This is a genomic window from Burkholderia sp. Bp8998, assembly GCF_003854235.1.
GTDB lineage: Bacteria > Pseudomonadota > Gammaproteobacteria > Burkholderiales > Burkholderiaceae > Burkholderia.
In genome coordinates this window covers 1-19,575 of sequence record NZ_QTQF01000071.1, presented here as the reverse complement: position 1 = coordinate 19,575, position 19,575 = coordinate 1, and the positions used below count along the sequence as shown (strand labels likewise).

The 19,575-nt window shown below is 66.2% G+C and carries 17 protein-coding genes and 3 pseudogenes; 17 read left to right on the top strand and 3 right to left on the bottom strand.

Annotated features, from left to right (window positions below):
* Nucleotides 1-76: 76 nt before the first annotated feature.
* A pseudogene (locus DIE06_RS36055) lies at nucleotides 77-349 on the top strand (IS30 family transposase); the annotation flags it as partial.
* 9 nt (nucleotides 350-358) lie between these two features.
* Here DIE06_RS36055 and DIE06_RS36050 read toward each other — a convergent pair.
* Nucleotides 359-622 (bottom strand): annotated as a pseudogene (locus DIE06_RS36050) (transposase); the annotation flags it as partial.
* A gap of 649 nt (nucleotides 623-1,271) precedes the next feature.
* On the opposite strand from DIE06_RS36050, the gene DIE06_RS36045 reads away from it, so the two are divergent.
* The 11 genes from DIE06_RS36045 (at nucleotide 1,272) to DIE06_RS35995 (ending at nucleotide 10,766) form a co-directional block, all read left to right on the top strand.
* The gene (locus DIE06_RS36045; RefSeq protein ID WP_260433881.1) at nucleotides 1,272-1,745 is read left to right on the top strand and encodes a hypothetical protein; all 474 of its coding nucleotides are present in this window, start codon (nucleotides 1,272-1,274) and stop codon (nucleotides 1,743-1,745) included.
* 31 nt (nucleotides 1,746-1,776) lie between these two features.
* A complete protein-coding gene (locus tag DIE06_RS36040) occupies nucleotides 1,777-2,274 on the top strand; it encodes an Lrp/AsnC family transcriptional regulator (protein ID WP_124665497.1) in 498 nt (165 codons plus the stop codon).
* A gap of 151 nt (nucleotides 2,275-2,425) precedes the next feature.
* A complete protein-coding gene (locus DIE06_RS36035) occupies nucleotides 2,426-3,505 on the top strand; it encodes a homoserine dehydrogenase (protein ID WP_124665496.1) in 1,080 nt (359 codons plus the stop codon).
* Entirely contained in the window at nucleotides 3,502-4,932 is a 1,431-nt protein-coding gene (locus DIE06_RS36030) for an aldehyde dehydrogenase family protein (RefSeq protein ID WP_124665495.1), read from the top strand. The genes DIE06_RS36035 and DIE06_RS36030 overlap by 4 nt, the downstream gene beginning before the upstream one ends.
* An 80-nt stretch (nucleotides 4,933-5,012) precedes the next feature.
* Nucleotides 5,013-5,810 carry an ABC transporter ATP-binding protein gene (locus DIE06_RS36025; RefSeq protein WP_124665494.1) on the top strand — a complete coding sequence of 266 codons (798 nt, stop codon included), beginning with the start codon at nucleotides 5,013-5,015 and terminating at the stop codon, nucleotides 5,808-5,810.
* A 31-nt stretch (nucleotides 5,811-5,841) separates the two neighbouring features.
* The gene (locus DIE06_RS36020) at nucleotides 5,842-6,621 is read left to right on the top strand and encodes a transporter substrate-binding domain-containing protein (RefSeq protein ID WP_124665493.1); all 780 of its coding nucleotides are present in this window, start codon (nucleotides 5,842-5,844) and stop codon (nucleotides 6,619-6,621) included.
* Nucleotides 6,622-6,692: 71 nt separating this feature from the next.
* Complete coding sequence (locus DIE06_RS36015) at nucleotides 6,693-7,370, top strand: ABC transporter permease (RefSeq protein WP_124665492.1); 678 nt, start codon at nucleotides 6,693-6,695, stop codon at nucleotides 7,368-7,370.
* 13 nt (nucleotides 7,371-7,383) lie between these two features.
* Complete coding sequence (locus DIE06_RS36010) at nucleotides 7,384-8,079, top strand: ABC transporter permease (protein WP_124665491.1); 696 nt, start codon at nucleotides 7,384-7,386, stop codon at nucleotides 8,077-8,079.
* Nucleotides 8,080-8,122: 43 nt separating this feature from the next.
* Complete coding sequence (locus DIE06_RS36005; RefSeq protein WP_124665490.1) at nucleotides 8,123-9,292, top strand: PLP-dependent aspartate aminotransferase family protein; 1,170 nt, start codon at nucleotides 8,123-8,125, stop codon at nucleotides 9,290-9,292.
* Between the two features lie 104 nt (nucleotides 9,293-9,396).
* A complete protein-coding gene (locus tag DIE06_RS36000) occupies nucleotides 9,397-10,332 on the top strand; it encodes a homocysteine S-methyltransferase family protein (protein WP_124665489.1) in 936 nt (311 codons plus the stop codon).
* A complete protein-coding gene (locus DIE06_RS35995) occupies nucleotides 10,329-10,766 on the top strand; it encodes an Lrp/AsnC family transcriptional regulator (protein WP_124665488.1) in 438 nt (145 codons plus the stop codon). Before DIE06_RS36000 ends, DIE06_RS35995 begins: the two co-directional genes overlap by 4 nt.
* Before the next feature lie 20 nt (nucleotides 10,767-10,786).
* Here DIE06_RS35995 and DIE06_RS35990 read toward each other — a convergent pair whose 3' ends face one another.
* Complete coding sequence (locus tag DIE06_RS35990; RefSeq protein ID WP_124665487.1) at nucleotides 10,787-11,488, bottom strand: FadR/GntR family transcriptional regulator; 702 nt, start codon at nucleotides 11,486-11,488, stop codon at nucleotides 10,787-10,789.
* A 378-nt stretch (nucleotides 11,489-11,866) separates the two neighbouring features.
* Between DIE06_RS35990 and DIE06_RS35985 the strand changes: the two genes are divergently transcribed.
* From DIE06_RS35985 to DIE06_RS35965, 5 genes and pseudogenes are all read left to right on the top strand, one after another.
* The gene (locus DIE06_RS35985) at nucleotides 11,867-12,889 is read left to right on the top strand and encodes a zinc-binding alcohol dehydrogenase family protein (RefSeq protein ID WP_124665486.1); all 1,023 of its coding nucleotides are present in this window, start codon (nucleotides 11,867-11,869) and stop codon (nucleotides 12,887-12,889) included.
* Between the two features lie 17 nt (nucleotides 12,890-12,906).
* Entirely contained in the window at nucleotides 12,907-14,019 is a 1,113-nt protein-coding gene (locus DIE06_RS35980) for a mannitol dehydrogenase family protein (protein ID WP_124665485.1), read from the top strand.
* A 65-nt stretch (nucleotides 14,020-14,084) separates the two neighbouring features.
* A pseudogene (locus DIE06_RS35975) lies at nucleotides 14,085-15,384 on the top strand (enolase C-terminal domain-like protein).
* Between the two features lie 40 nt (nucleotides 15,385-15,424).
* Nucleotides 15,425-16,762 (top strand): MFS transporter, encoded by a 1,338-nt coding sequence (locus tag DIE06_RS35970; protein WP_124665484.1) that lies wholly within the window; start codon nucleotides 15,425-15,427, stop codon nucleotides 16,760-16,762.
* Between the two features lie 69 nt (nucleotides 16,763-16,831).
* Nucleotides 16,832-18,373 carry a UxaA family hydrolase gene (locus DIE06_RS35965; RefSeq protein WP_124665483.1) on the top strand — a complete coding sequence of 514 codons (1,542 nt, stop codon included), beginning with the start codon at nucleotides 16,832-16,834 and terminating at the stop codon, nucleotides 18,371-18,373.
* A gap of 96 nt (nucleotides 18,374-18,469) precedes the next feature.
* Here the strand turns inward: DIE06_RS35965 and DIE06_RS35960 are convergent, their stop codons facing one another.
* Nucleotides 18,470-19,420 (bottom strand): LysR substrate-binding domain-containing protein, encoded by a 951-nt coding sequence (locus DIE06_RS35960; protein ID WP_260433880.1) that lies wholly within the window; start codon nucleotides 19,418-19,420, stop codon nucleotides 18,470-18,472.
* Between the last annotated feature and the right edge of the window lie 155 nt (nucleotides 19,421-19,575).

Here is a 19,575-nt window from a genome sequence, read left to right as displayed (position 1 = left end):
TTGAAGAAGCTTTCCGTAGGGGCATTGTCCCAACAATTTCCCTTGCGGCTCATCGAGCAGCGCATACCGTACGCGGCGCAGCTTGGAGCTGGCGAACCACAAAGACTTCACGATCGCGACGGACGTGAAGGTCTACTTCTGCGACCCGCGAAGTCCTTGGCAACGTGGTACCAACGAAAACACGAACCGACTCCTGCGTCAGTACTTGCCCCACGGTACGCAACTTGATCAATACTCGCAGGCGGAATTGAACAAGATCGCAGCGCGGCTCAATGAAAGGCCCAGAAAGACATTGGGCTTCATGTCTCCGGCCGATAAACTATGCGAGGCTGTTGCAGCGACTCATTGAACCTACCGCCGCCTTTTTTGCGATCTCAAGCTCCATCTGCAGGCGCTTGTTCTCTGCTCGAAGCCGCGAAAGCTCCATTTGCTCCGGCGTGACTGGCTTCGCTCCGGCGCCGTTGAGCTTGCCCGACGCCTCGACCTTTACCCAGTTGCGAAGCGTCTGCTCAGAGATGCCAAGCTCGCGGGCCACTACGCCCACGCCCTGACCATCCTTGACCCGCTGTACGGCGGCAACCTTGAACTCCGCCGTGTACACCTGTTTCGGTACCTTGAACATGCCTGATTTCCTTCCTTTCCGTCGAGTTTATACACGACCTCTTGGAAGGCGAAATTTCAGGGGAAGCTCAATCGCGGGCTCCGTCGGCGATTCGATGTTCAAGCGATCACCGTGGTCGTCGGGGCGGCGTCGTGGTGTGAACCCCCCGTGGCCGATAGCAGATTCGCCTCGAGACATCGAGCATCCGCGGAGCGTGTTGGCCTGTAACCGCGATGCTGTCGTCTTCCCGCCCGCACCCGTCAACGGACCTGCCGGGAACCTGGATGGATGCAAAACATCCAGGCGTCTGATTTTTTCGACGATTTACGTCGAAATGCCTGGCTGTTGAGATTTTTTTGGTCGCATCCGCGCGATATTATTTCTTCAACCGCCAACATCGTCAGTCGATCCACGAAGTGCGCCAGGATCCCTACGACGCGCCCCGCAAGCACGAGAGAGTTGTATGCCGGACACGCCAATCGCCATCGTTGAACACGCCCGCAGGCGAACCGCTCAGGTCCGGGCCGGCGACGCCCCCGTCGCCTTGCTGGATGGTCCCAAGTGGGTGTGCAGGATCGTCCCGGATCACGCACAGAGGTCCCGCGCAGGGCACCGATCCGCTGCAAGCGCGGCTGAAATGCTCGGCCGACTGAAGCCTGCGAACGTCGTGTTGACGGACCCTGTCCCGAGCGCCGGCGGCTGGCTGGCGCGTTCTTCGTCCGACGGGGTCGGCCGGTGTCGCGCCTATGCGCATCTCGGCGCGGACCGGATCCTCGAGATGGTTGGAATGCCGGCGGTCGGCCCGTGGCTCGACGAGCGCGACACCTGGTGGCCCGGCACGTACGAGCTGCCGCTGCTCGAGCAGTTGTCCGCGAGCGAGTCGCCGCTGCGTGAGCTGCTTGGCGCGGCCGCACCCGCCCATCTGTTGATGAGCCTGACCGAAGTCGACGGCACCGCGCTCGTGACCGAGTCGGACGATGGCATCGAGCGTCCGTTCCGTATTCCCGCCGGCGTGGATACGATCCATTTCGCACCGGTATGCATCCGCGGGCCGGTGGAGCAGTGGCGCGAAACGCTCGTCACCGCGTTCGACCGCGTCCGGCATCTGGTCGGGCTCAGGTCGGCCCGCCCTTTCTATCTTTGACGCAAGCACGTGTTCTCCCGCAAGCCACACCATGACTGACGCACTCGACACCTTCGACCGCAAGATCCTGAATATCGTCCAGCGTGATTGCACCGCGACTGCGGACGCCATTGCCGAACGGATCGGTCTGTCCACGTCAGCCGTGCAGAAGCGGCTGAAGCGCATGCGTACCGAGAAGATCATTTCGGCGGAAATCGCCGTTGTCGATCGCGCAGCGGTCGGCAGGCCGATGACGTTCATTGCGGCGATCGAGATCGAACGCGAAAACTACGAGACGGTCGCCAGGTTCCGCGAGTGGTCGAAGGCGCACGACGAAATCCAGCAGATCTACTACGTGACCGGCTCCGTCGACCTGATCGCGATCATCACCGCACACGACGTCGAGGCGTACGACCGGTTGTCCGCGCGGATCATGCAGAGCAACCCGATGATCCGCCGGATCAACACGAACGTCGTGCTGAGCGCGGTCAAGGTTGGGCTGTTCGTGCCGGTCGACAAGGACGGCGACGACGAACCGACGGTCACCTGACGCGCCTTTTTCGCGCGGCGACGGTCGATTCGCCCGTCCCGCGTGACAAACCGCAACGGGTGACTGCCTGAATCGGGCGAAACGCCTAATTTGAAAATCAATTCGCATAACTAACCTGTGTCATGTGGTCAATGAACAGGAGATGATCAAGATGGAACTCAAACTGGCACTGGTCGGTTTCGGCGGAGTCAATCAGGGACTGGTCGATTTGCTCAAAAAGAAGCGCGCGATGCTGGGTGCGGCGGGACTCGACGTATCGGTGACGATGGTCGCCGACCTGCGGCTCGGGATCGCGACGAATCCTCGCGGTATCGCGCTGGACGTCCTCGACGAAACCGCTCGGCGGGGCGTCGACGCGCAAGCGCTGCGTCGCGATCCCGGCACGCTGGTGTCGCCGGACGTCGGCCTCGGCGCGGTGCTGAAGGCCATTGCATCAGACCATGTGGATGTCGTCATCGAGGCGACCTTCACCGATCCGAACACCGGCGAGCCGGCGCTGTCGCATTGCCGTACCGCGCTCGAATGCGGCAAGCACGTGATCACGACCAACAAGGGGCCGATCGCGCTTGCGCAGCCGGCACTGGCGCGGATCGCCGCGCAATCGGGTGCTTGTGTGATGTACGAGGGCACGGTGATGAGCGGCACGCCGGTGCTGCGGCAACTCGCGACCTCGCTGCGCGGCTGCGACATCCACGGCTTCGCCGGCATCCTGAACGGCACGTCGAATTACGTGCTCGGTGAGGTCGAGGCCGGCGCGAGCTTCGATGCGGCGATCCGGGATGCGCAGCAGCGCGGTTATGCGGAGGCGAACCCGGCGGCCGACGTCAACGGTTCGGACGTACAGCTGAAGGTCGTCATTCTGGCGAACGCACTGTGGAATGCCGGCCTCAAGCGTGGCGACGTGACGTGCCGCGGCATCGTCGAGCTGACCGAGCACGACGTGCGCGCAGCGGCGGCGGAGCGCACGTCCTGGCGGTTGATCGGTTCTGCTGTCCGCCATCCGGACGGCACCGTGACCGCGAGTGTCGAGCCGCGCAAGCTGCCTGCCGGCCATCCGTTGCTTGCCGCGAGCGGCGTGACGAACGCGATCACGTTCGACACCGACGTGCTCGGCGGTGTGACGATCAGCGGGCCGGGTGCAGGCCGCGAGGAAACGGCGTTCGCGATCCTCTCCGACCTGATCGAACTGGCGGACAGGATTGGCGCAGCCTCGCACGAGGTGGCGGCATGAGCGCGCGCGATGCGGTGCTGAGCGACTGCACGGCAGCCGGCGTAGCCGATGTTCGGTCGCCGTATGACGGCGCGATCGTCGGCCAGGTTCGTCTGTCGCGAGCCGATGCGGCGCCGGTCCTCGTCGAGCGCGCGCTCGACGGCGCGCGCGCGGCCGCAACCATGCCGCGCAGCCAGCGGGCCGACATCCTGTTTCGCGCAGCCGTGAGCGTCGAGGCACAAGCGGAGACATTCGCACGCACGATCGCGCTCGAAGCGGGCAAGCCGTTGCGGCAGGCCCGCAAGGAAGTCGCGCGCTGCGTGAACACGCTGCGCCTGTCGGGCGAGGAAGCGAAACGACTCAACGGCGAGACGATCCCGTTCGACGGCTATCCCGGCTCCGAGGATCGCAGCGGCTACTACACGCTGGAACCGCTTGGCGTGATTCTCGCGATCACGCCATTCAACGACCCGCTGAACCTCGTTGCACACAAGCTCGGGCCGGCGATCGCGACCGGCAATGCGGCAATCCTGAAGCCCTCGCTGCTCGCGCCGCTGTCCGCACAGGCGCTCGTCGAGGTGCTGTGGGAAGCCGGTGCGCCGCGCGACGCGCTGCAGATCGTGCACGGCGGCGCGGATATCGCGTCCGCGCTGGTGCGCGACCGGCGAATCCGGATGGTGACCTTTACCGGCGGCCCGGAGACGGGCGAAGCCATCACGCGCCAGGCGGGACTCAAGAAGATCGCGATGGACCTCGGCGGAAATGCGCCGGTGATCGTGATGGCCGATTGCGACCTGAAGGATGCCGCCGAATCGTGCGTGTCGGGCGCGTTCTGGGCGGCGGGACAGAACTGCATCGGCACGCAGCGGATCTTCGTCGCCGAGGCCGCGTACGAGCCGTTCGTGCGTTATTTCGTCGAACTGACCGGCAGGATGGTCGTCGGCGATCCGCTGGACGATGCGACCGACATGGGGCCGATGATCGGCGAGGAACAGGCGATCCGCATCGAACGCTGGGTCGACGAAGCAGTGTCGTGCGGTGCGACGGTGCTGACCGGCCATCGGCGACGCGGGGCACTGTACGAACCGACGGTGCTCGCGGATGTGCCGCACGACGCGCGTGTATGGACCGACGAGGTATTCGCGCCGGTCGTGACCATCGAGAAATTCACCGACCTGCAGCAGGCGCTCGACGCGGCCAACGCGTCGGAGAGCTGCCTGCATGCAGGCGTGTTCACCAACCGCCTGGAGGTAGCGCTCGGCGCGGCCGAGCGCCTGCAGGCGGGCGGCGTGATGATCAACGATTCGTCCGATTACCGCTTCGACGGCATGCCGTTCGGTGGTTTCAAGCATGGGTCGTTGGGCCGCGAAGGCGTTCGCTTCGCGATGACGGAAATGACGCAGCCGAAGGTGGTCTGCTTCAGGCGCAACCGGCGGCTGTCGAGCTGATGCGCAAGCGCCGGCACCTGGCGGGCCGGCGCGGCGCGAACCGGAGCGGTGTGAGCAACGTATCGAAGAAGGAGTCGAGGATGCCAGCAGCAATTCCTGCATGCAAGCCGGCGGCGGACGCGCTGGTGGTCGAGGATATTCACAAGTCGTTCGGCGGTGTCGAGGTGCTCAAGGGCATCTCGTTGACCGCGAAGAATCACGAGGTCGTGTCGATCCTCGGCAGCAGCGGGTCGGGAAAAAGTACGTTCCTCAGGTGCATCAACCTGCTGGAAATGCCCGACCGCGGCCGGATCTGCGTGAACGGCGAAACGCTCGCGCTGAAGCCGGCGGGCCGCGACGGCGCGCTCGTCGCGGCCGACGCACGGCAGGTGATGCGCGTGCGTCGCAAGCTCGCGATGGTGTTCCAGCAGTTCAATCTGTGGGCACACATGACCGTGCTGCAGAACGTGATGTTCGTGCCGGTGCGCGTGCTGGGCGTGCCGAAGCGCGACGCCCGCGACAAGGCGATCGCGATGCTCGAACGGGTCGGGCTCGCCGGCAAGTGCGAGCACTATCCGAACCAGCTGTCGGGCGGCCAGCAGCAGCGCGTGGCGATTGCACGTGCACTCGCGACCGACCCCGACGTGATGCTGTTCGACGAGCCGACGTCGGCGCTCGATCCGGAACTCGTCGGCGAAGTATTGAAAGTGATGCGCTCGCTGGCCGACGAGGGACGCACGATGCTCGTCGTCACGCACGAAATGGGGTTTGCGCGCGAGGTCGCGAACCGCGTCGTGTTCGTTCACCAGGGACGAATCGAGGAGGACGGGAGTCCCGACGAGGTATTCGCGAGCCAGAAATCGCCGCGATTCCAGAAGTTTCTGTCCAGCATCATCTGATGCGGATTCAATGCCAACCGGAGGGGAAATCATGAAGAAGCTGCTTCAGTCGCTGTGCGTGGGCGCGGCACTGGTCGGATCGGTCGCGCATGCCGAGCAGGTCGTGCGGGTCGGCACGCTCGCCGATTACGCACCGTTCGAATACAAGGATGCGTCCGGCAAGCTGCAGGGCATGGAGATCGACATCGGCAAGAAGATGTGCGACACGATGAAGGTCAAGTGCCAGTGGGTGACGATGGATTTCGATGCGCTGATTCCGGCGCTCAAGGCGAAGCAGATCGACGCGGTGCTCGCGCAAATGTCGAAGACGCCGGAGCGCGAGCAGTCGGTGGACTTCACGCGCATTTTCACGACGGCACCCGTGCAGTTCGTCGCGAAGCAGGGCTCGGGTATCTCGGATGGCGCGGCCACGCTGCGCGGCAAGACGATCGGCGTTCAGACCGCGTCGACGCACGAATCCTATCTGCGCCGCCGCCTGCCGGCGAGCAAGTCGGGGATCAACGTGAAGGTCTATCAGACGCTCGACGAGGCCTGGCTCGATCTCGAGGCAGGGCGCGTCGACGCCGTGCTTGCCGACAACACGGTCGCGTACGACTGGCTGACGAAGGCCGGCAGGAAGGAGGGCTTCGACTTCGTCGGCAAGCCGATCGCCGATGCGGAGATCTTCGGCGACGGTACGGCGATCGCGGTACGCAAGGGCGACGCACCGTTGAAGGCGCTGTTCGACAAGGGCATCGCGCAGGTGCAGGCGGACGGCACGTTCGCCGCGGCCAACAAGCGCTATTTCCCGTTCAGCATCGCGCCGCAATAATCGCGCGTCGGGCCGCGCGGGCGCCGGATGGCGGCCTGCGCGATCCGCGTTTTACACGGAGCGATATGACGATGGACATCTTGATGAACTACGGCGCGCAGATCGCGGCTGGCGCGCTCGTCACGCTGGAGCTTGCGGTCGCCGCGCTGTGTGTCGGCATGCTGCTCGGCATCGCCGGTGCGTCGGCAAAACTGTCGAGCCTGGGGTGGCTCAGGCATGCGACCTATGCGCTGACCAATTTCCTGCGCGGCATTCCCGAGTTCCTGATCCTGTTGATCTGCTACTTCGGGCTGTCGCATCTGCTCAACGCGCAATTCGATGGCGCCCTTGTCATCAGTCCGTTCTCCGCCGGCGTGATCGCGCTCGCCGTGGTGTTCGGCGCCTATTCGTCGGAGATGTTCCGCGGGGCGTTCATCGCGGTGCCGGCCGGACAGATCGAGGCCGCGCGCGCGTACGGGATGACGCGCCTGCAGACACTTTGGCACGTGCGCCTGCCGCAGGCGTGGCGAATCTGCCTGCCGAGCCTGAACAACATGTGGCAGAACCTGCTGAAGGACACGTCGCTGGTATCGATCGTCGGGCTCGAGGACATGCTGCGCAAGGCCAACATCGCCGCGCAGTTCACCAAGCAGCCGTTCGTTTTCTACGTGACGGTCGGACTCGTCTATTTCGGCTTTCTCGCCGCATCCAACCCCGTGTTCGCGTGGCTCGAGCGCATCGCGGGCCGCGGTTACGCACAACGCTCCTGACGAAGGCCATGTGATGAACGATTTTCTTTCCCTCATCGTGCAGTCCGGCCCGGAAGTCGCGCGCGGCGTATGGATCACGCTGGAACTGCTGGTTCTGTCATGCATGCTCGCGTTCGCGCTCGCGGTGCCGCTGGCTGTCGCGCGCACGTCGGCGTGCCGGTGGTTGTCGACACCGAGCCGCCTGTTCATGTCGGTGTTTCGCGGCACGCCGCTGCTGGTGCAGATCTTCGTGCTGTATTACGGGCTCGCGCAGTTCTCGATCGTGCGTGCGTCGCCGCTGTGGCTGCTGGTCGGCGGATCGTTCTCGTGCGCGTTGTGCGCACTGACGCTCAACCTCGCGGCCTACATGGCGGAAGACATCCGGGGCGGGATTGCCGGCGTCCCCGCCGGCGAGAAGGAAGCCGCGCTCGCGTTCGGGATGAGCCGCTTCATGCTCACCTGGTTCGTGATCGTGCCGCGCGCGATCGGCATCGTCGCGCCGACGCTCGGAAACGAGATCGTGCTGCAGCTGAAGTCGACCGCGCTCGCCAGCACGATCACCGTGCTCGACCTGACCGGCGTCGCGCGGCGCATCTCCATCGAAACCTATACCACCGACGCGCTGATGCTGGCCGGCATCGTGTACGTCGGTATCACGGCAGTGCTTTCGACCGTGCTCAAGCGTGTCGAAGGTCTGCTGAATCGCCATCTGGGCAGCGTGCGTGCCTGATGGCATCGCGCGGACACGACACAACGAACGATCCGAGGACGATATGGGATACAAGCTTGAAACGCTGGCGCTCGCCGCGGACCGCGACGTGACCGACGAAAAGTCGGTCGCGCCGGCGATCCACTATTCGGCGGTATTCAAGGCCGCCGGCAGCGAGGAATTCGCGGAGATGTCGAGCGTGCCGCAGCATCCGCGCAACTACACGCGCTACGGTAATCCGGTTCACGAGCGCGTGAAGGCGATCATGGCGGAGCTCGAGGGCACCGAGACCGCGCTCGTCACCGCGTCCGGCATGGGCGCGATCGCGACCGCGATCCTCAGTGTCGTGAAAGCCGGTGATCATGTGGTCGGCCAGACGCGCCATTACATGAGCACGACGAAAATGCTCGACGACATGCTGCGCCGGTTCGGCGTCGACGTGACGTTCGTCGACCAGACCGACGCGGCCGCGTTCGATCGCGCGATCCGGCCGAACACACGGCTGATCGTGCTCGAGTCGCCGGTCAATCCGCTGCTGCTCGTGACCGACATCGCCGCGGTGACCGAAATCGCAAGGGCCCGCGGCATCCTCACGCTCGCGGACAACACGTTCGCGTCGCCGATCAACCAGCAGCCGCACCGGCTCGGTGTCGACATCGTCGTGCACAGCGCGACCAAGTATCTCGGCGGCCATCACGACCTGACCGGCGGCGTGATCTGCACGAGCCGCGTGCTCGCCGAGCAGATCTGGCATACGCACATCACGCTCGGCTCGGTGCTGTCGCCGATGGACGCGTGGCTGCTGCTGCGAGGGCTGCGCACGCTGCCGATGCGCGTCGAGCGGATCAATGCGAACGCCCAGGCGCTCGCCGAATTCCTGGAAGCTCACGCGAAGATCGAGCGCGTGTTCTATCCGGGCCTGCGCAGCCATCCACAGCATGCGCTCGCATGCCGGCAGATGCGCGGTTTCGGCGGCGTGGTGGCGTTCGGCGTGCGGGGAAGCTACGGCGAAGCGCAGCGCTTTGTCGAGGCGCTGCGCTTGCCGCTGAATGCAGGCAATCTCGGCGGCGTCGATTCGCTCGCGATCCATACGGCGTCCATGTGGGCGGGCACGATGTCGGCGGAGCAGATGCGCGCGGCCGACATCCCGCTCAATTTCATCCGCTATTCGGTCGGCATCGAGCATATCGATGACCTGAAAGCCGATATCGCACAGGCACTCGAGCGGATCTGACGCGGACCGGCGCACACGGCCGTTCGACGCATCGGGCGGGTCGCGTCGGCCTTTGAATCGATCCGGGCGCAAGAAGCGCGGATTGCAACGACGGAGCACGGAATATGCATGGCATCACGGTACTCGACGGCGGCATGGGGCGCGAGCTGGCGCGGATGGGGGCGCCGTTCAGGCAGCCGGAATGGTCGGCGCTCGCGCTGATGGAAGCGCCGCATTACGTCGGCCTCGCGCACGACGCGTTCGTCGCGGCGGGCGCCGACGTGATCACCGCGAACAGCTATGCGGTCGTGCCGTTCCATATCGGCGAGGCGCGGTTTCGTCGCGACGGCGTCGCGCTCGCGGCACTTGCCGGGCAACTCGCGCGGCACGCCGCCGACCGCGCAGGCCGGCCAGTGCGCGTCGCGGGATCGCTTCCGCCGACCGGCGGTTCGTATCGGCCCGACCTGTTCGACGCGGCGCGTGCCGATGCGATATTGGCTGCGCTCGTCGACGGGCTCGATCCGTACGTCGACCTGTGGCTGGCCGAGACGCAGAGCCTGACCGGCGAGATCGATGCGGTCCGGCGTGCGCTCGGCGCGAATCCGAAGCCGCTCTGGGTGTCGTTCACATTGCGCGACGACGTCGAAGCAGGCGCCAGTCCGGTACTGCGATCGGGGCAGACGCTCGATGAAGCGATCGACGCCGCCCTGTCCGCGCGCGCGAGCGCGCTGCTGTTCAACTGCAGCCAGCCGGAGGCGATGGGCGCGGCGATCGAGGCGGTGCAGCGTAGGCTCGCGGGAACGGGAGCGGAAACTGCGCTGATGACCGGCGCATATGCGAACGCATTTCCGCCGCAGCGCGCCGATGCGCGTGCGAACGAGGAACTCGATGCATTGCGCGGCGATATCGATCCGCCCGGTTATGCGAAATGGGCGGAGCAGTGGCTTGCACTCGGCGCGCAGATCGTCGGCGGGTGCTGCGGAATCGGCCCCGACCACATCGCGGCATTGCGCGACGCGGTCGATGCGCGCGGCGCCGCACGCACCGGGTCCGGCCAATGAAGGTTGACGGCCTCGACCAGAGGATCATCGACGCGTTGTGTGCCGATGCGCGGATTCCGCTCGCGGTGCTGGCCGACAGGATCGGTTTGTCCAGGCAGGCGGTCCGGAACCGGATCGACCGGCTCGAAGCGCTGAAGATCATTGCAGGCTATACGGTGCGGCTCGCGTTGCCCGACGATGTCGTGCCCGTGCGTGCCGTGATGCTCGTTTATCGCAAGGACCGGATGCGCGGCGCGGACGTGCTCGCCGCACTCGAGCGGATCGCCGAGGTGCGCGACTGCGCGGTCCTCAGCGGCGAGGTCGATTTGCTGGTGCAGATAGAGGCGGCCACGCATGAGCGCATCAGCGACATCTGGGCGACGATCAGCGCGCTGGACGGCGTGCAGAACATGACGACCAGCTTCGTGCTCGACTCGGTCGTCCATAAGCGGTGACGGCTACGCCCCCGCCCGCTTCAGCCCCGCTCCTGTTCCAGCCAGCGTCGCTGCGACGCATAAAGATGCGTGCGCATTGCCGCCTGGGCCATCAGCACCTCGCCGCTTTCCAGCGCGTGCAGAATGGACTCATGTTCGTCGAACGCGTTGGCCCACGTCTGTTTGCTTTCGGCGCGCGCGCTGACGCGCGACGAGATCGGACTGTGGCGTCCGTCGAACAGCTCGCCCACCAGCCTGACAAGCACCGAATTGCCCGTCATCGACGCGATCGCGACGTGAAACTCGCGATCGTGCTGCAGCGGTGAACGGCCCTCCGCAATGGCCGAGCGCATGGCTTCCACAGCGCGGCGCACGGGCTCGAGCAATTCGGGCGTCGCGCGCGCGCACGCGAGTTCGACGACGCTGCCCTCGAGCGCGGCGCGGGCGTTCGTCAGTTCGATCGGGTTTTCGCCCAGCGGTGTCGCCGGCGCGTTCGACGCCTTCGCCGAAGGGCACACGAACACGCCAGAGCCCATCCGGACTTCGACGATGCCTTCGATCTCCAGCGCAATGAGCGCCTCCCGAACCGACGGGCGCGATACGCCCAATTGCTGGGCCAGATCGCGTTCCGGCGGCAGGCGTTCGCCGTCGGCGAATCGCCCGTCTTCGATGAGCGAACGAATCTGGTCGGCGATGCGCTGATACAGGCGGCGGGTATCCACCTGTTTGAGCTGGTCCAGCAAAGCTCCCCCTTGCCCGCGTTCCGCGGATGTCTGTTCGGAAGCAGTCAGTCTACTGCACTTTGAGTGGCCTTACCAATTGACAGGGGGCAGGCTACGCCTTCGCGCGGCAACGGAAGGCCGGCCCGTCAAATTGGCCTTACCAGATGCCGGGCGCTCGAGAGGGGCGGCAATTTCGCGTCGTGCCCAATGGCGGTGTACGCTCGGGCAGAGGAGCATTCCCCCGCCGCAATACCCTTGTCGCCGCACGAACTAGGGATTTTCCATAAATTCCCGAGATTGGCTTGACCAATATTGGCCAGGCCAATAGCCTGTGTTTGGTCAGGCCAATTTGCGGGCTCGTTCCAGCGCCGTCCCATTTCAATCGTTATCGAGACACCGATGAGAACTGTCATTTGTGAAGCACCCGGCCGCCTGGTCGTGGCCGAGCGCCCGATGCCGGCAGCCGGGCCCGACGAGGTGCTGATCCGCGTGAAGCGGGTCGGTGTATGCGGCACCGACATGCACATCTTCACAGGCAACCAGCCGTACCTCGCGTATCCGAGGGTGATGGGGCACGAACTGGCGGGCGTCGTCGAGACGGCGCCGGCAAACGCGCGCGTGAAGGCCGGCGACCAGGTCTACGTGATGCCGTATCTGTCGTGCGGGTCGTGCGTCGCGTGCCGTGCGGGCAAGACGAATTGCTGCACCCGAATCCAGGTGCTGGGCGTGCACGCCGATGGCGGCATGGCCGAATACCTCGCCGTTCCGCAGGCGTTCGTGTTCAAGGCCGATGGCGTCACGCTCGACCAGGCCGCGATGATCGAATTCCTCGCGATCGGCGCGCACGCGGTCGCACGTGCCGACGTCCGGCCGGGGCAGCGCGTGCTGGTCGTCGGCGCCGGGCCGATCGGCATGGCCGCGCTGATCTTCGCGATGCTGCGCGGCGCGCGGGTCAGCGTGCTCGACGGCCGTGCGGACCGGCTTGCCCTATGCGAGACGGCACTCGGCGCGCACGCCGCCGTGCTGCTCGACCCGACGGGCGCCGCGACGGACGTCGCGCGTCTTGCCGAGCTCACCGACGGCGAGTTTTTCGACGTCGTGTTCGACGCCACCGGCAACCTCGGCGCGATGGAGCGCGGCCTCGAGTTCGTCGCGCACGGCGGCAAGTACGTGCTGATCTCGCTCGTCAAGGGCCGCATCTCGTTCCCGGATCCCGAATTCCACAAGCGCGAAACGACCTTGCTCGCGAGCCGCAACGCAACGCCGGCGGACTTCGAAACGGTGCTCGACGCGATGCGTGCGGGGCAGGTGCCGACCGATGCGCTGAAGACGCACGCGCTGACGCTCGCCGATCTGCCCGACCGGTTCGCGCAGCTCCTCGAGCCGGATGCCGGCGTCATCAAGGCGCTCGTCGAATGCTGAGCGCGGGGGGCGAACCGATGGGCAATCCGATCCTGCAATTCGGTACCAGCCGCTTCCTCCAGGCGCACGTCGACCTGTTCACGTCGGAAGCGCGAGCCGCGGGCCGCGCGCTCGGCGAGATCACGGTGGTGCAGACGACCTCGAGCGCGGAAAGCCGCGCGCGCATCGACGCGCTGCGCGCCACCGGGCGCTATCCGGTGCGGATCCGCGGGCGTCGGCACGGCGAGACGATCGATCGCGAGGTCGACTGCACGGCGATCACCGAAGCGCTGCATGCGGCCGAAGACTGGGCGCGGTTGCGCGAGCGCGTCGCAGGCGAGGTCCGGACGATCGTGTCCAATACCGGCGACAGCGGTTACGCGACGTTCGACGACGACGGCGCCGATCTGCTCGATGGCTCGCGGCCGCCGCGCGGCTTCGCGGCGAAACTCGCGGTGCTGCTGCACGAGCGCTTCCGCGCCGACGCGGCGTCCGTCACGCTGCTGCCGTGCGAGCTCGTTGCGCGTAACGGCGACACGCTGCGCGACCTGGTGGTCGGCGTCGCGCGGCAATGGCGTGCGGATGCCGCGTTCGTCGACTACCTGCTCGGCGGCTGCGTTTGGGTCAACTCGCTCGTCGACCGCATCGTGTCGGCGCCGATCCACCCGGTCGGCGCGATCGCCGAACCGTATGCGCTGTGGGCGGTCCGCCGCACGGCGGGGATGACGCTGCCGTGCGCGCACCCGGACATCGTCGTGACCGACGATCTGGAACGTTACGAGCGCCGCAAACTGCTGCTGCTCAATCTCGGGCACACGGTGCTCGCGGAGCAATGGCTCGAGCGCGGCAGCATGCCGGACCTGACGGTCGGCGCGGCGATGGGCGATCCCGTGTACCGCGCGCCGCTCGAGGCGGTATGGAACGACGAGGTGATGCCGGTGTTCGAGGCGCTCGGAGAACGCGACGCGGCACTGGCGTACCTGGACGAGGTGCGCGACCGGTTCTCGAATCCGTTCCTTGCGCATCGGCTCGCCGATATCGCGGGTAATCACGACCTGAAGAAGGCGCGGCGGCTGCGCCCGGCGGTCGAGCTGGCGCGTGCGCTGAAGTTGCCGATCGGTCAGCCGCGCCTGGCCGCGGCGCTCGGATGAATGCCCGCGGCGCAGCGGTCCGCCGCGGCACGCGATGCAGTGAATTGAAAGGGAGACACGCAACGATGACGACACGCATTATCGATGTGCAGGTACGTGACATTCGCTTTCCGACCTCGAGGAGCATGGACGGCTCGGACGCGATGAACGGCAATTCCGACTATTCGGCGACCTACGTGACGCTCGTCACCGATGCGGGCAACGGCCTCCAGGGGCACGGGCTGACGTTTACGATCGGCCGCGGCAACGAGCTGTGCGTCGAGGCGGCGCACGCGCTCGCGAAGCTGTTCGTGATCGGCCGCTCGCTCGAGGAGATCACGGCCGACTTCGGCGCGTACTGGCACGAGATGGTTGCCGGCGACTGCCAGCTGCGCTGGGTCGGCCCGGAGAAGGGCGTGGTGCATCTCGCCACGGCCGCGCTGATCAATGCGATCTGGGACCTGTGGGCCAAGACGGCACGCAAGCCGGTCTGGAAATTCCTGGTCGACATGCCGCCGGAACAACGCGTGAACTGCATCGACTTCACGTACATCGACGACGCGCGACGAGGCCGTCGCGATGCTGCGCCGGGCCGCACCGGGCAACGCGCAGCGGGAGCGGGAGATGCGCGAGCACGGTTTTCCCGGCTACACGACCGCGGCCGGCTGGCTCGGGTATTCCGAGGACAAGATGCGTGCGCTCGCCCGCGCGGCGGTGGCGGACGGCTGGACCCACCTGAAGCAGAAGGTCGGCGCGGATCTCGAGCAGGACGTGCGGCGGGCGGGCATCCTGCGCGAGGAACTCGGCTGGGACCGCAAGCTGATGATGGACGCGAACCAGAACTGGGGCGTCGACGAGGCCATCGCGAACATGCGGGTGCTCGCCCGGTTCGATCCGTGGTGGATCGAGGAGCCGACCAGCCCGGACGACATTCTCGGTCATGCCGCGATCCGCCAGCGGATCGGGCCGATCGGCGTCGCGACCGGCGAGCACGCGCACAACCGCGTGATGTTCAAGCAGTTCTTCCAGGCCGGCGCGCTCGATTTCTGCCAGCTCGATCCCGCGCGGCTCGGCGGGCTCAACGAAGTGCTCGCCGTCGTGCTGATGGCGGCGAAGTTCGGCGTGCCGGTCTGTCCGCACGGCGGCGGCGTCGGTCTGTGCCAGTACTCGCAGAACATCGTGATGTTCGACTACATCGCGGTGTCGGGCTCGCTGGAGCGCCGCGTGCTCGAGTACGTCGACCATCTTCACGAGCATTTCGACGCGCCGATCGCGATTCGCCGCGGGCGCTACATGCCGCAGGAGGCGCCCGGCTACGGCGTCACGATCAAGCAGGCGTCGCTCGATGCATACGCGTACCCCGACGGACCCGAGTGGCGAGCGTAATCGGACAGGCATCACGACAAGAACCATTCCGGAGACAACGATGGATCACGATCCGCATCAATCGAAGCACCTTGCCGGCGCGGTCAGGAAGGCCGCGGTCCGGCTCCTGCCGTTCCTCACGCTGATGTATGCGCTGGCGTTCATCGATCGCGCGAACGTCGGTTTCGCGAAGATCGCCTATCAGGCCGACACGGGCCTGAGCGATGCGGCATTCGCATTCGGCGCCGGCATTTTCTTCATCGGCTACGCGCTGTTCGAAGTGCCGAGCAACCTGATCATGAATCGCATCGGCGCGCGGGTCTGGATGAGCCGGATCATGGTGACGTGGGGGCTCGTGTCGGCCTCGATGATGTTCGCGCATACACCGACGCAGTTCTACACGATCCGCTTCCTGCTCGGCGCGGCCGAGGCCGGGTTCTTTCCCGGGATCATCCTGTACCTGACCTACTGGTTTCCCGCGAAGGGGCGCGCGCGTGCGCTGGGGCTGTTCTACTTCGGCGTGCCGATCGCGATGCTGATCGGCAACCCGCTGTCGGGCTTCCTGTTGCAGATGCATGACGTGTTCGGCTTGCGCAACTGGCAATGGATGTACGTGGTCGAGGGGCTGATGGCGACCGTGGTGGGCGTGATCGCGTTCTTCTACCTGACGAGCCGGCCAAAGGACGCGCGCTGGCTGACCGATGACGAGAAGCGCGCGTTGTGCGACACGCTCGACGCGGAAGAGCGTGCGAAGTCGCGGCATCTGTCCGCGACCGTGTTCGGTGTGCTGAAGGACCGTCGCGTGCTGACGTTCATCGCCGCGTACTTCTGCATCCAGATCGGCAATGCGCCGCTCGCGTTCTACCTGCCGTCGAAATTCGCCGCGACGATGGGCACCCAGATCGACGGAACGATCGGGTTGCTGCTGATGATCCCGTGGTTGTGCACGATTGCGGCGATGATCGTCGCGACGCGTTTCGCGGATCGCCACGACAACCATCTGCAGGTCGCGACCGGCATGCTGACGGTCGGGATTCTCGCGTTCGCATCGGTATCCGTGATCAACACGCCGGTGCTCGCGCTGCTCGCCTTCTGCATCGCGATTCCCGGGCTGGTCGCGTGCCAGCCGGTGTTCTGGTGCCTGCCGACGCGCTATCTCGGCGGGACGGGCGCGGCGAGCGGCATTGCGTTCATCGTGTCGATCGGCAATCTCGGCGGCTTCGTATCGCCGCAGATCAAGGCGTTCGCGGACGCGGTGTCGCACGATTCGCGCACGGGCTTCGTCGTGGTCGCCGCGCTGTGTTTCGGCAGCGTGCTGCTGCTGCGCTCGTTGCGCGGGATGGGGCACGCGGCCGCGGAGCGCAGCGCGGGCGGCGCGCAGGCCGGCTCGCATCGATGAACCGTTCGCCGGCGCGCGATGGTCGTGCGTCGGCGCCGAACCACCCGTCAGGGATCCAGGATCACCTTCATGTCCTTTCACGATACCGAACCGGCCGCGATCCGGCTGCATCCGAACGATGACGTCGTGATCGCGACGCGCCAGCTCGTGTCCGGCGCGCGGATCGCATCCGAGGCGCTCGTCGTTGCCGGCCTGGTGCCGCCGGGCCACAAGATCGCGACACGCGACATCGCGATAGGCGAGCCGGTCAGGCGCTACAACCAGATCATCGGCGTCGCGCGCGAGCCGATCGCGCGCGGCCAGCATGTGCACGTGCACAATCTCGGCATGACCGAGTTCGCGCGCGAGCACGCGTTCGGCGCCGGCGCGAGCCCGACGCAATACGACGAAACGCCGGCAACCTTCATGGGCATTCGTCGTGACGACGGTCGCATCGCGACCCGCAATTACATCGGGATACTGACGAGCGTCAATTGCTCGGCGACGGTGGCGCGCGCGATCGCCGATCATTTTCGGCGCGACGTGCGCCCGCAGGCGCTGGCTGACTATCCGGCCGTCGACGGCGTGATCGCGCTCACGCACGGGCTTGGCTGCGGAATCGATTCGCGGGGAGAAGGCATCGCGATCCTCCGGCGCACGCTGGCGGGCTATGCCGCGCATCCGAATTTCCACTCGGTGCTGTTCATCGGGCTCGGCTGCGAGACCAACCAGATCGGCGATGTGTTGCGCGAAGGCGGGCAGGCGGACGCCGCGCGCCTGCGCCACTTCACGATCCAGGAGAGCGGCGGCACGCGCAAGACGATCGAGCGCGGCATCGCGATGGTCACGGAGAGGCTCGCGGACGCGAACCGCGTGGTGCGGGTCCTGATGCCGGCGGCGCATCTGGTGGTGGGCCTGCAGTGCGGCGGCTCGGACGGCTACTCGGGGATCTCGGCGAATCCCGCCCTGGGCGCGGCAGTCGACCGGCTGGTGCGGCAGGGCGGGACGGCGATCCTGTCCGAGACGCCCGAGATCTACGGCGCCGAGCACCTGCTCACCCGGCGTGCCGTCAGCCGCGACGTCGGCGAAAAGCTGCTCGCGCGGATCGCGTGGTGGGAAGCGTATTGCGCACGTCACGGCGCCGCGCTGGACAACAATCCGTCGGCCGGCAACAAGGCGGGTGGGCTTACCACGATCCTCGAGAAATCGCTCGGCGCGATCGCGAAGGCCGGGACCACGAATCTCGTCGACGTGTACGAATATGCGCAACGGATCGATGCGCGCGGCCTCGTCCTCATGGATTCGCCCGGCTACGACCCGGTGTCGGCGACCGGGCAGGTCGCGTCGGGCGCGAACCTGATCTGCTTCACGACAGGCCGCGGGTCGGCATACGGCTGCGCGCCGTCGCCGTCGCTGAAGCTCGCGACGAATACGGCGCTATGGACGCGCCAGGCGGACGACATCGACATCGATTGCGGCGGGGTGATCGACGGCAAGTCGAGCGTCGACGCGCTCGGCGCCGAGATTTTCCGCGCGATGCTCGACTGTGCGTCGGGCCGGCGCTCGAAAAGCGAACTTCATGGCTACGGGCAGAACGAGTTCGTGCCGTGGCAGGTTGGCGTGATCACGTAGCCGAACGTTGCGCGCGATCTCCCGTGTCGGCCGCCGGAGCCGAAACAAGCGTACTTGTTGCGAGGTCGTGCTGCATGCGCGACATGCGGCATCGGCTCAGGCCGGCGTGATGCCCGCGCTGCCCGCGCTGCCCGCGCTGCCCGCGCTGCCCGCGCTGCTCGTGACGCCCGTGGCGTCCTTGCGTTCGTCCGCGATCCAGTCGCCGAACAGCTGGATCTTCTGCTGTTGTTCGGCACCGTCCGGATACACGAAGTAATAGCCCATCCCCGTCGGCAACGCCATGTCGAACGGCATCACCAGCCGGTGCGCCGCCACGCTTTCGTCCGCGAGCGTCCGGTCGCCGATCGCGACGCCGTAACCGTCGATCGCCGCGTGCGTCGCGAGATCCAGCGTTTCGAAGCTCAAGCCGCGCGTCGAGTCGACGTGCGGCACGCCCGCATGGTCGAGCCATCGTTTCCAGTCCCGGTGATCGCGGGTCGGATGCAGCAACGTATGACCGGCCAGGTCGTCGAGGTTCGCGAGCGGCTGTCGGTCCGGCAGGCTCGGCGCACAGACCGGCGTGAGCCGTTCCTCGAACAACGGGATCGCATGCATGTCGGGGCCGGCGCCGGCAGCGTAGATCACCGCGGCATCGAACGGTTCCATGCGGAAATCGACGTGATGATCCCAGGTGGTCGTGATCTGCACTTGCAGTTCCGGGTGCTCGGCCTGGAACCGCATGATGCGCGGCAGCATCCACTGGATCATGCAGGTCGGCACCTTCAGCGCGAGTTCGGTACGCCGGCGCGACAGCCGCATCGATACCTCCTCGATGCGCGCGAAGCTTTCGCGCACCGTCGGCAACAGGAGCTCACCTTCGGCCGTCAGCGTCAGGCCCTTGGGCGTGCGCTTGAACAGCGGAAACTGATAGAAGCCCTCGAGCGCGAGGATTTGCCGGCTCACGGCGCCCTGGGTCAGGCACAGGTGCTCGGCGGCGCGCGTGAAGCTGCCGTGACGGGCGACGATGTCGAAGATCTGCAGCGCGTTGAGGGAAGGCAGTCGTTTCATCGGGACGGCAGGTTCTGGAAATGGCGGCCGGCGGGGCGGCTGGCGCATGCCACGCGCACGAAGCGCGTGATGCACGCGCGCTCAGTGCAGGATCTTCGCGAGGAAGTCCTTCGCGCGGTCCGATTTCGGATTCGAGAAGAAATCGTCCTTGCGGT

Bases quoted from the DNA above. Each gene is read 5' to 3' on its own strand.
- DIE06_RS36040 (WP_124665497.1), top strand. From the start codon at position 1,777: ATGACTGACGCACTCGACACCTTCGACCGCAAGATCCTGAATATCGTC.
- DIE06_RS36035 (WP_124665496.1), top strand. From the start codon at position 2,426: ATGGAACTCAAACTGGCACTGGTCGGTTTCGGCGGAGTCAATCAGGGA.
- DIE06_RS36030 (WP_124665495.1), top strand. From the start codon at position 3,502: ATGAGCGCGCGCGATGCGGTGCTGAGCGACTGCACGGCAGCCGGCGTA.
- DIE06_RS36025 (WP_124665494.1), top strand. From the start codon at position 5,013: ATGCCAGCAGCAATTCCTGCATGCAAGCCGGCGGCGGACGCGCTGGTG.
- DIE06_RS36020 (WP_124665493.1), top strand. From the start codon at position 5,842: ATGAAGAAGCTGCTTCAGTCGCTGTGCGTGGGCGCGGCACTGGTCGGA.
- DIE06_RS36015 (WP_124665492.1), top strand. From the start codon at position 6,693: ATGGACATCTTGATGAACTACGGCGCGCAGATCGCGGCTGGCGCGCTC.
- DIE06_RS36010 (WP_124665491.1), top strand. From the start codon at position 7,384: ATGAACGATTTTCTTTCCCTCATCGTGCAGTCCGGCCCGGAAGTCGCG.
- DIE06_RS36005 (WP_124665490.1), top strand. From the start codon at position 8,123: ATGGGATACAAGCTTGAAACGCTGGCGCTCGCCGCGGACCGCGACGTG.
- DIE06_RS36000 (WP_124665489.1), top strand. From the start codon at position 9,397: ATGCATGGCATCACGGTACTCGACGGCGGCATGGGGCGCGAGCTGGCG.
- DIE06_RS35995 (WP_124665488.1), top strand. From the start codon at position 10,329: ATGAAGGTTGACGGCCTCGACCAGAGGATCATCGACGCGTTGTGTGCC.
- DIE06_RS35985 (WP_124665486.1), top strand. From the start codon at position 11,867: ATGAGAACTGTCATTTGTGAAGCACCCGGCCGCCTGGTCGTGGCCGAG.
- DIE06_RS35980 (WP_124665485.1), top strand. From the start codon at position 12,907: ATGGGCAATCCGATCCTGCAATTCGGTACCAGCCGCTTCCTCCAGGCG.
- DIE06_RS35970 (WP_124665484.1), top strand. From the start codon at position 15,425: ATGGATCACGATCCGCATCAATCGAAGCACCTTGCCGGCGCGGTCAGG.
- DIE06_RS35965 (WP_124665483.1), top strand. From the start codon at position 16,832: ATGTCCTTTCACGATACCGAACCGGCCGCGATCCGGCTGCATCCGAAC.
- DIE06_RS35960 (WP_260433880.1), bottom strand. From the start codon at position 19,420: ATGAAACGACTGCCTTCCCTCAACGCGCTGCAGATCTTCGACATCGTC.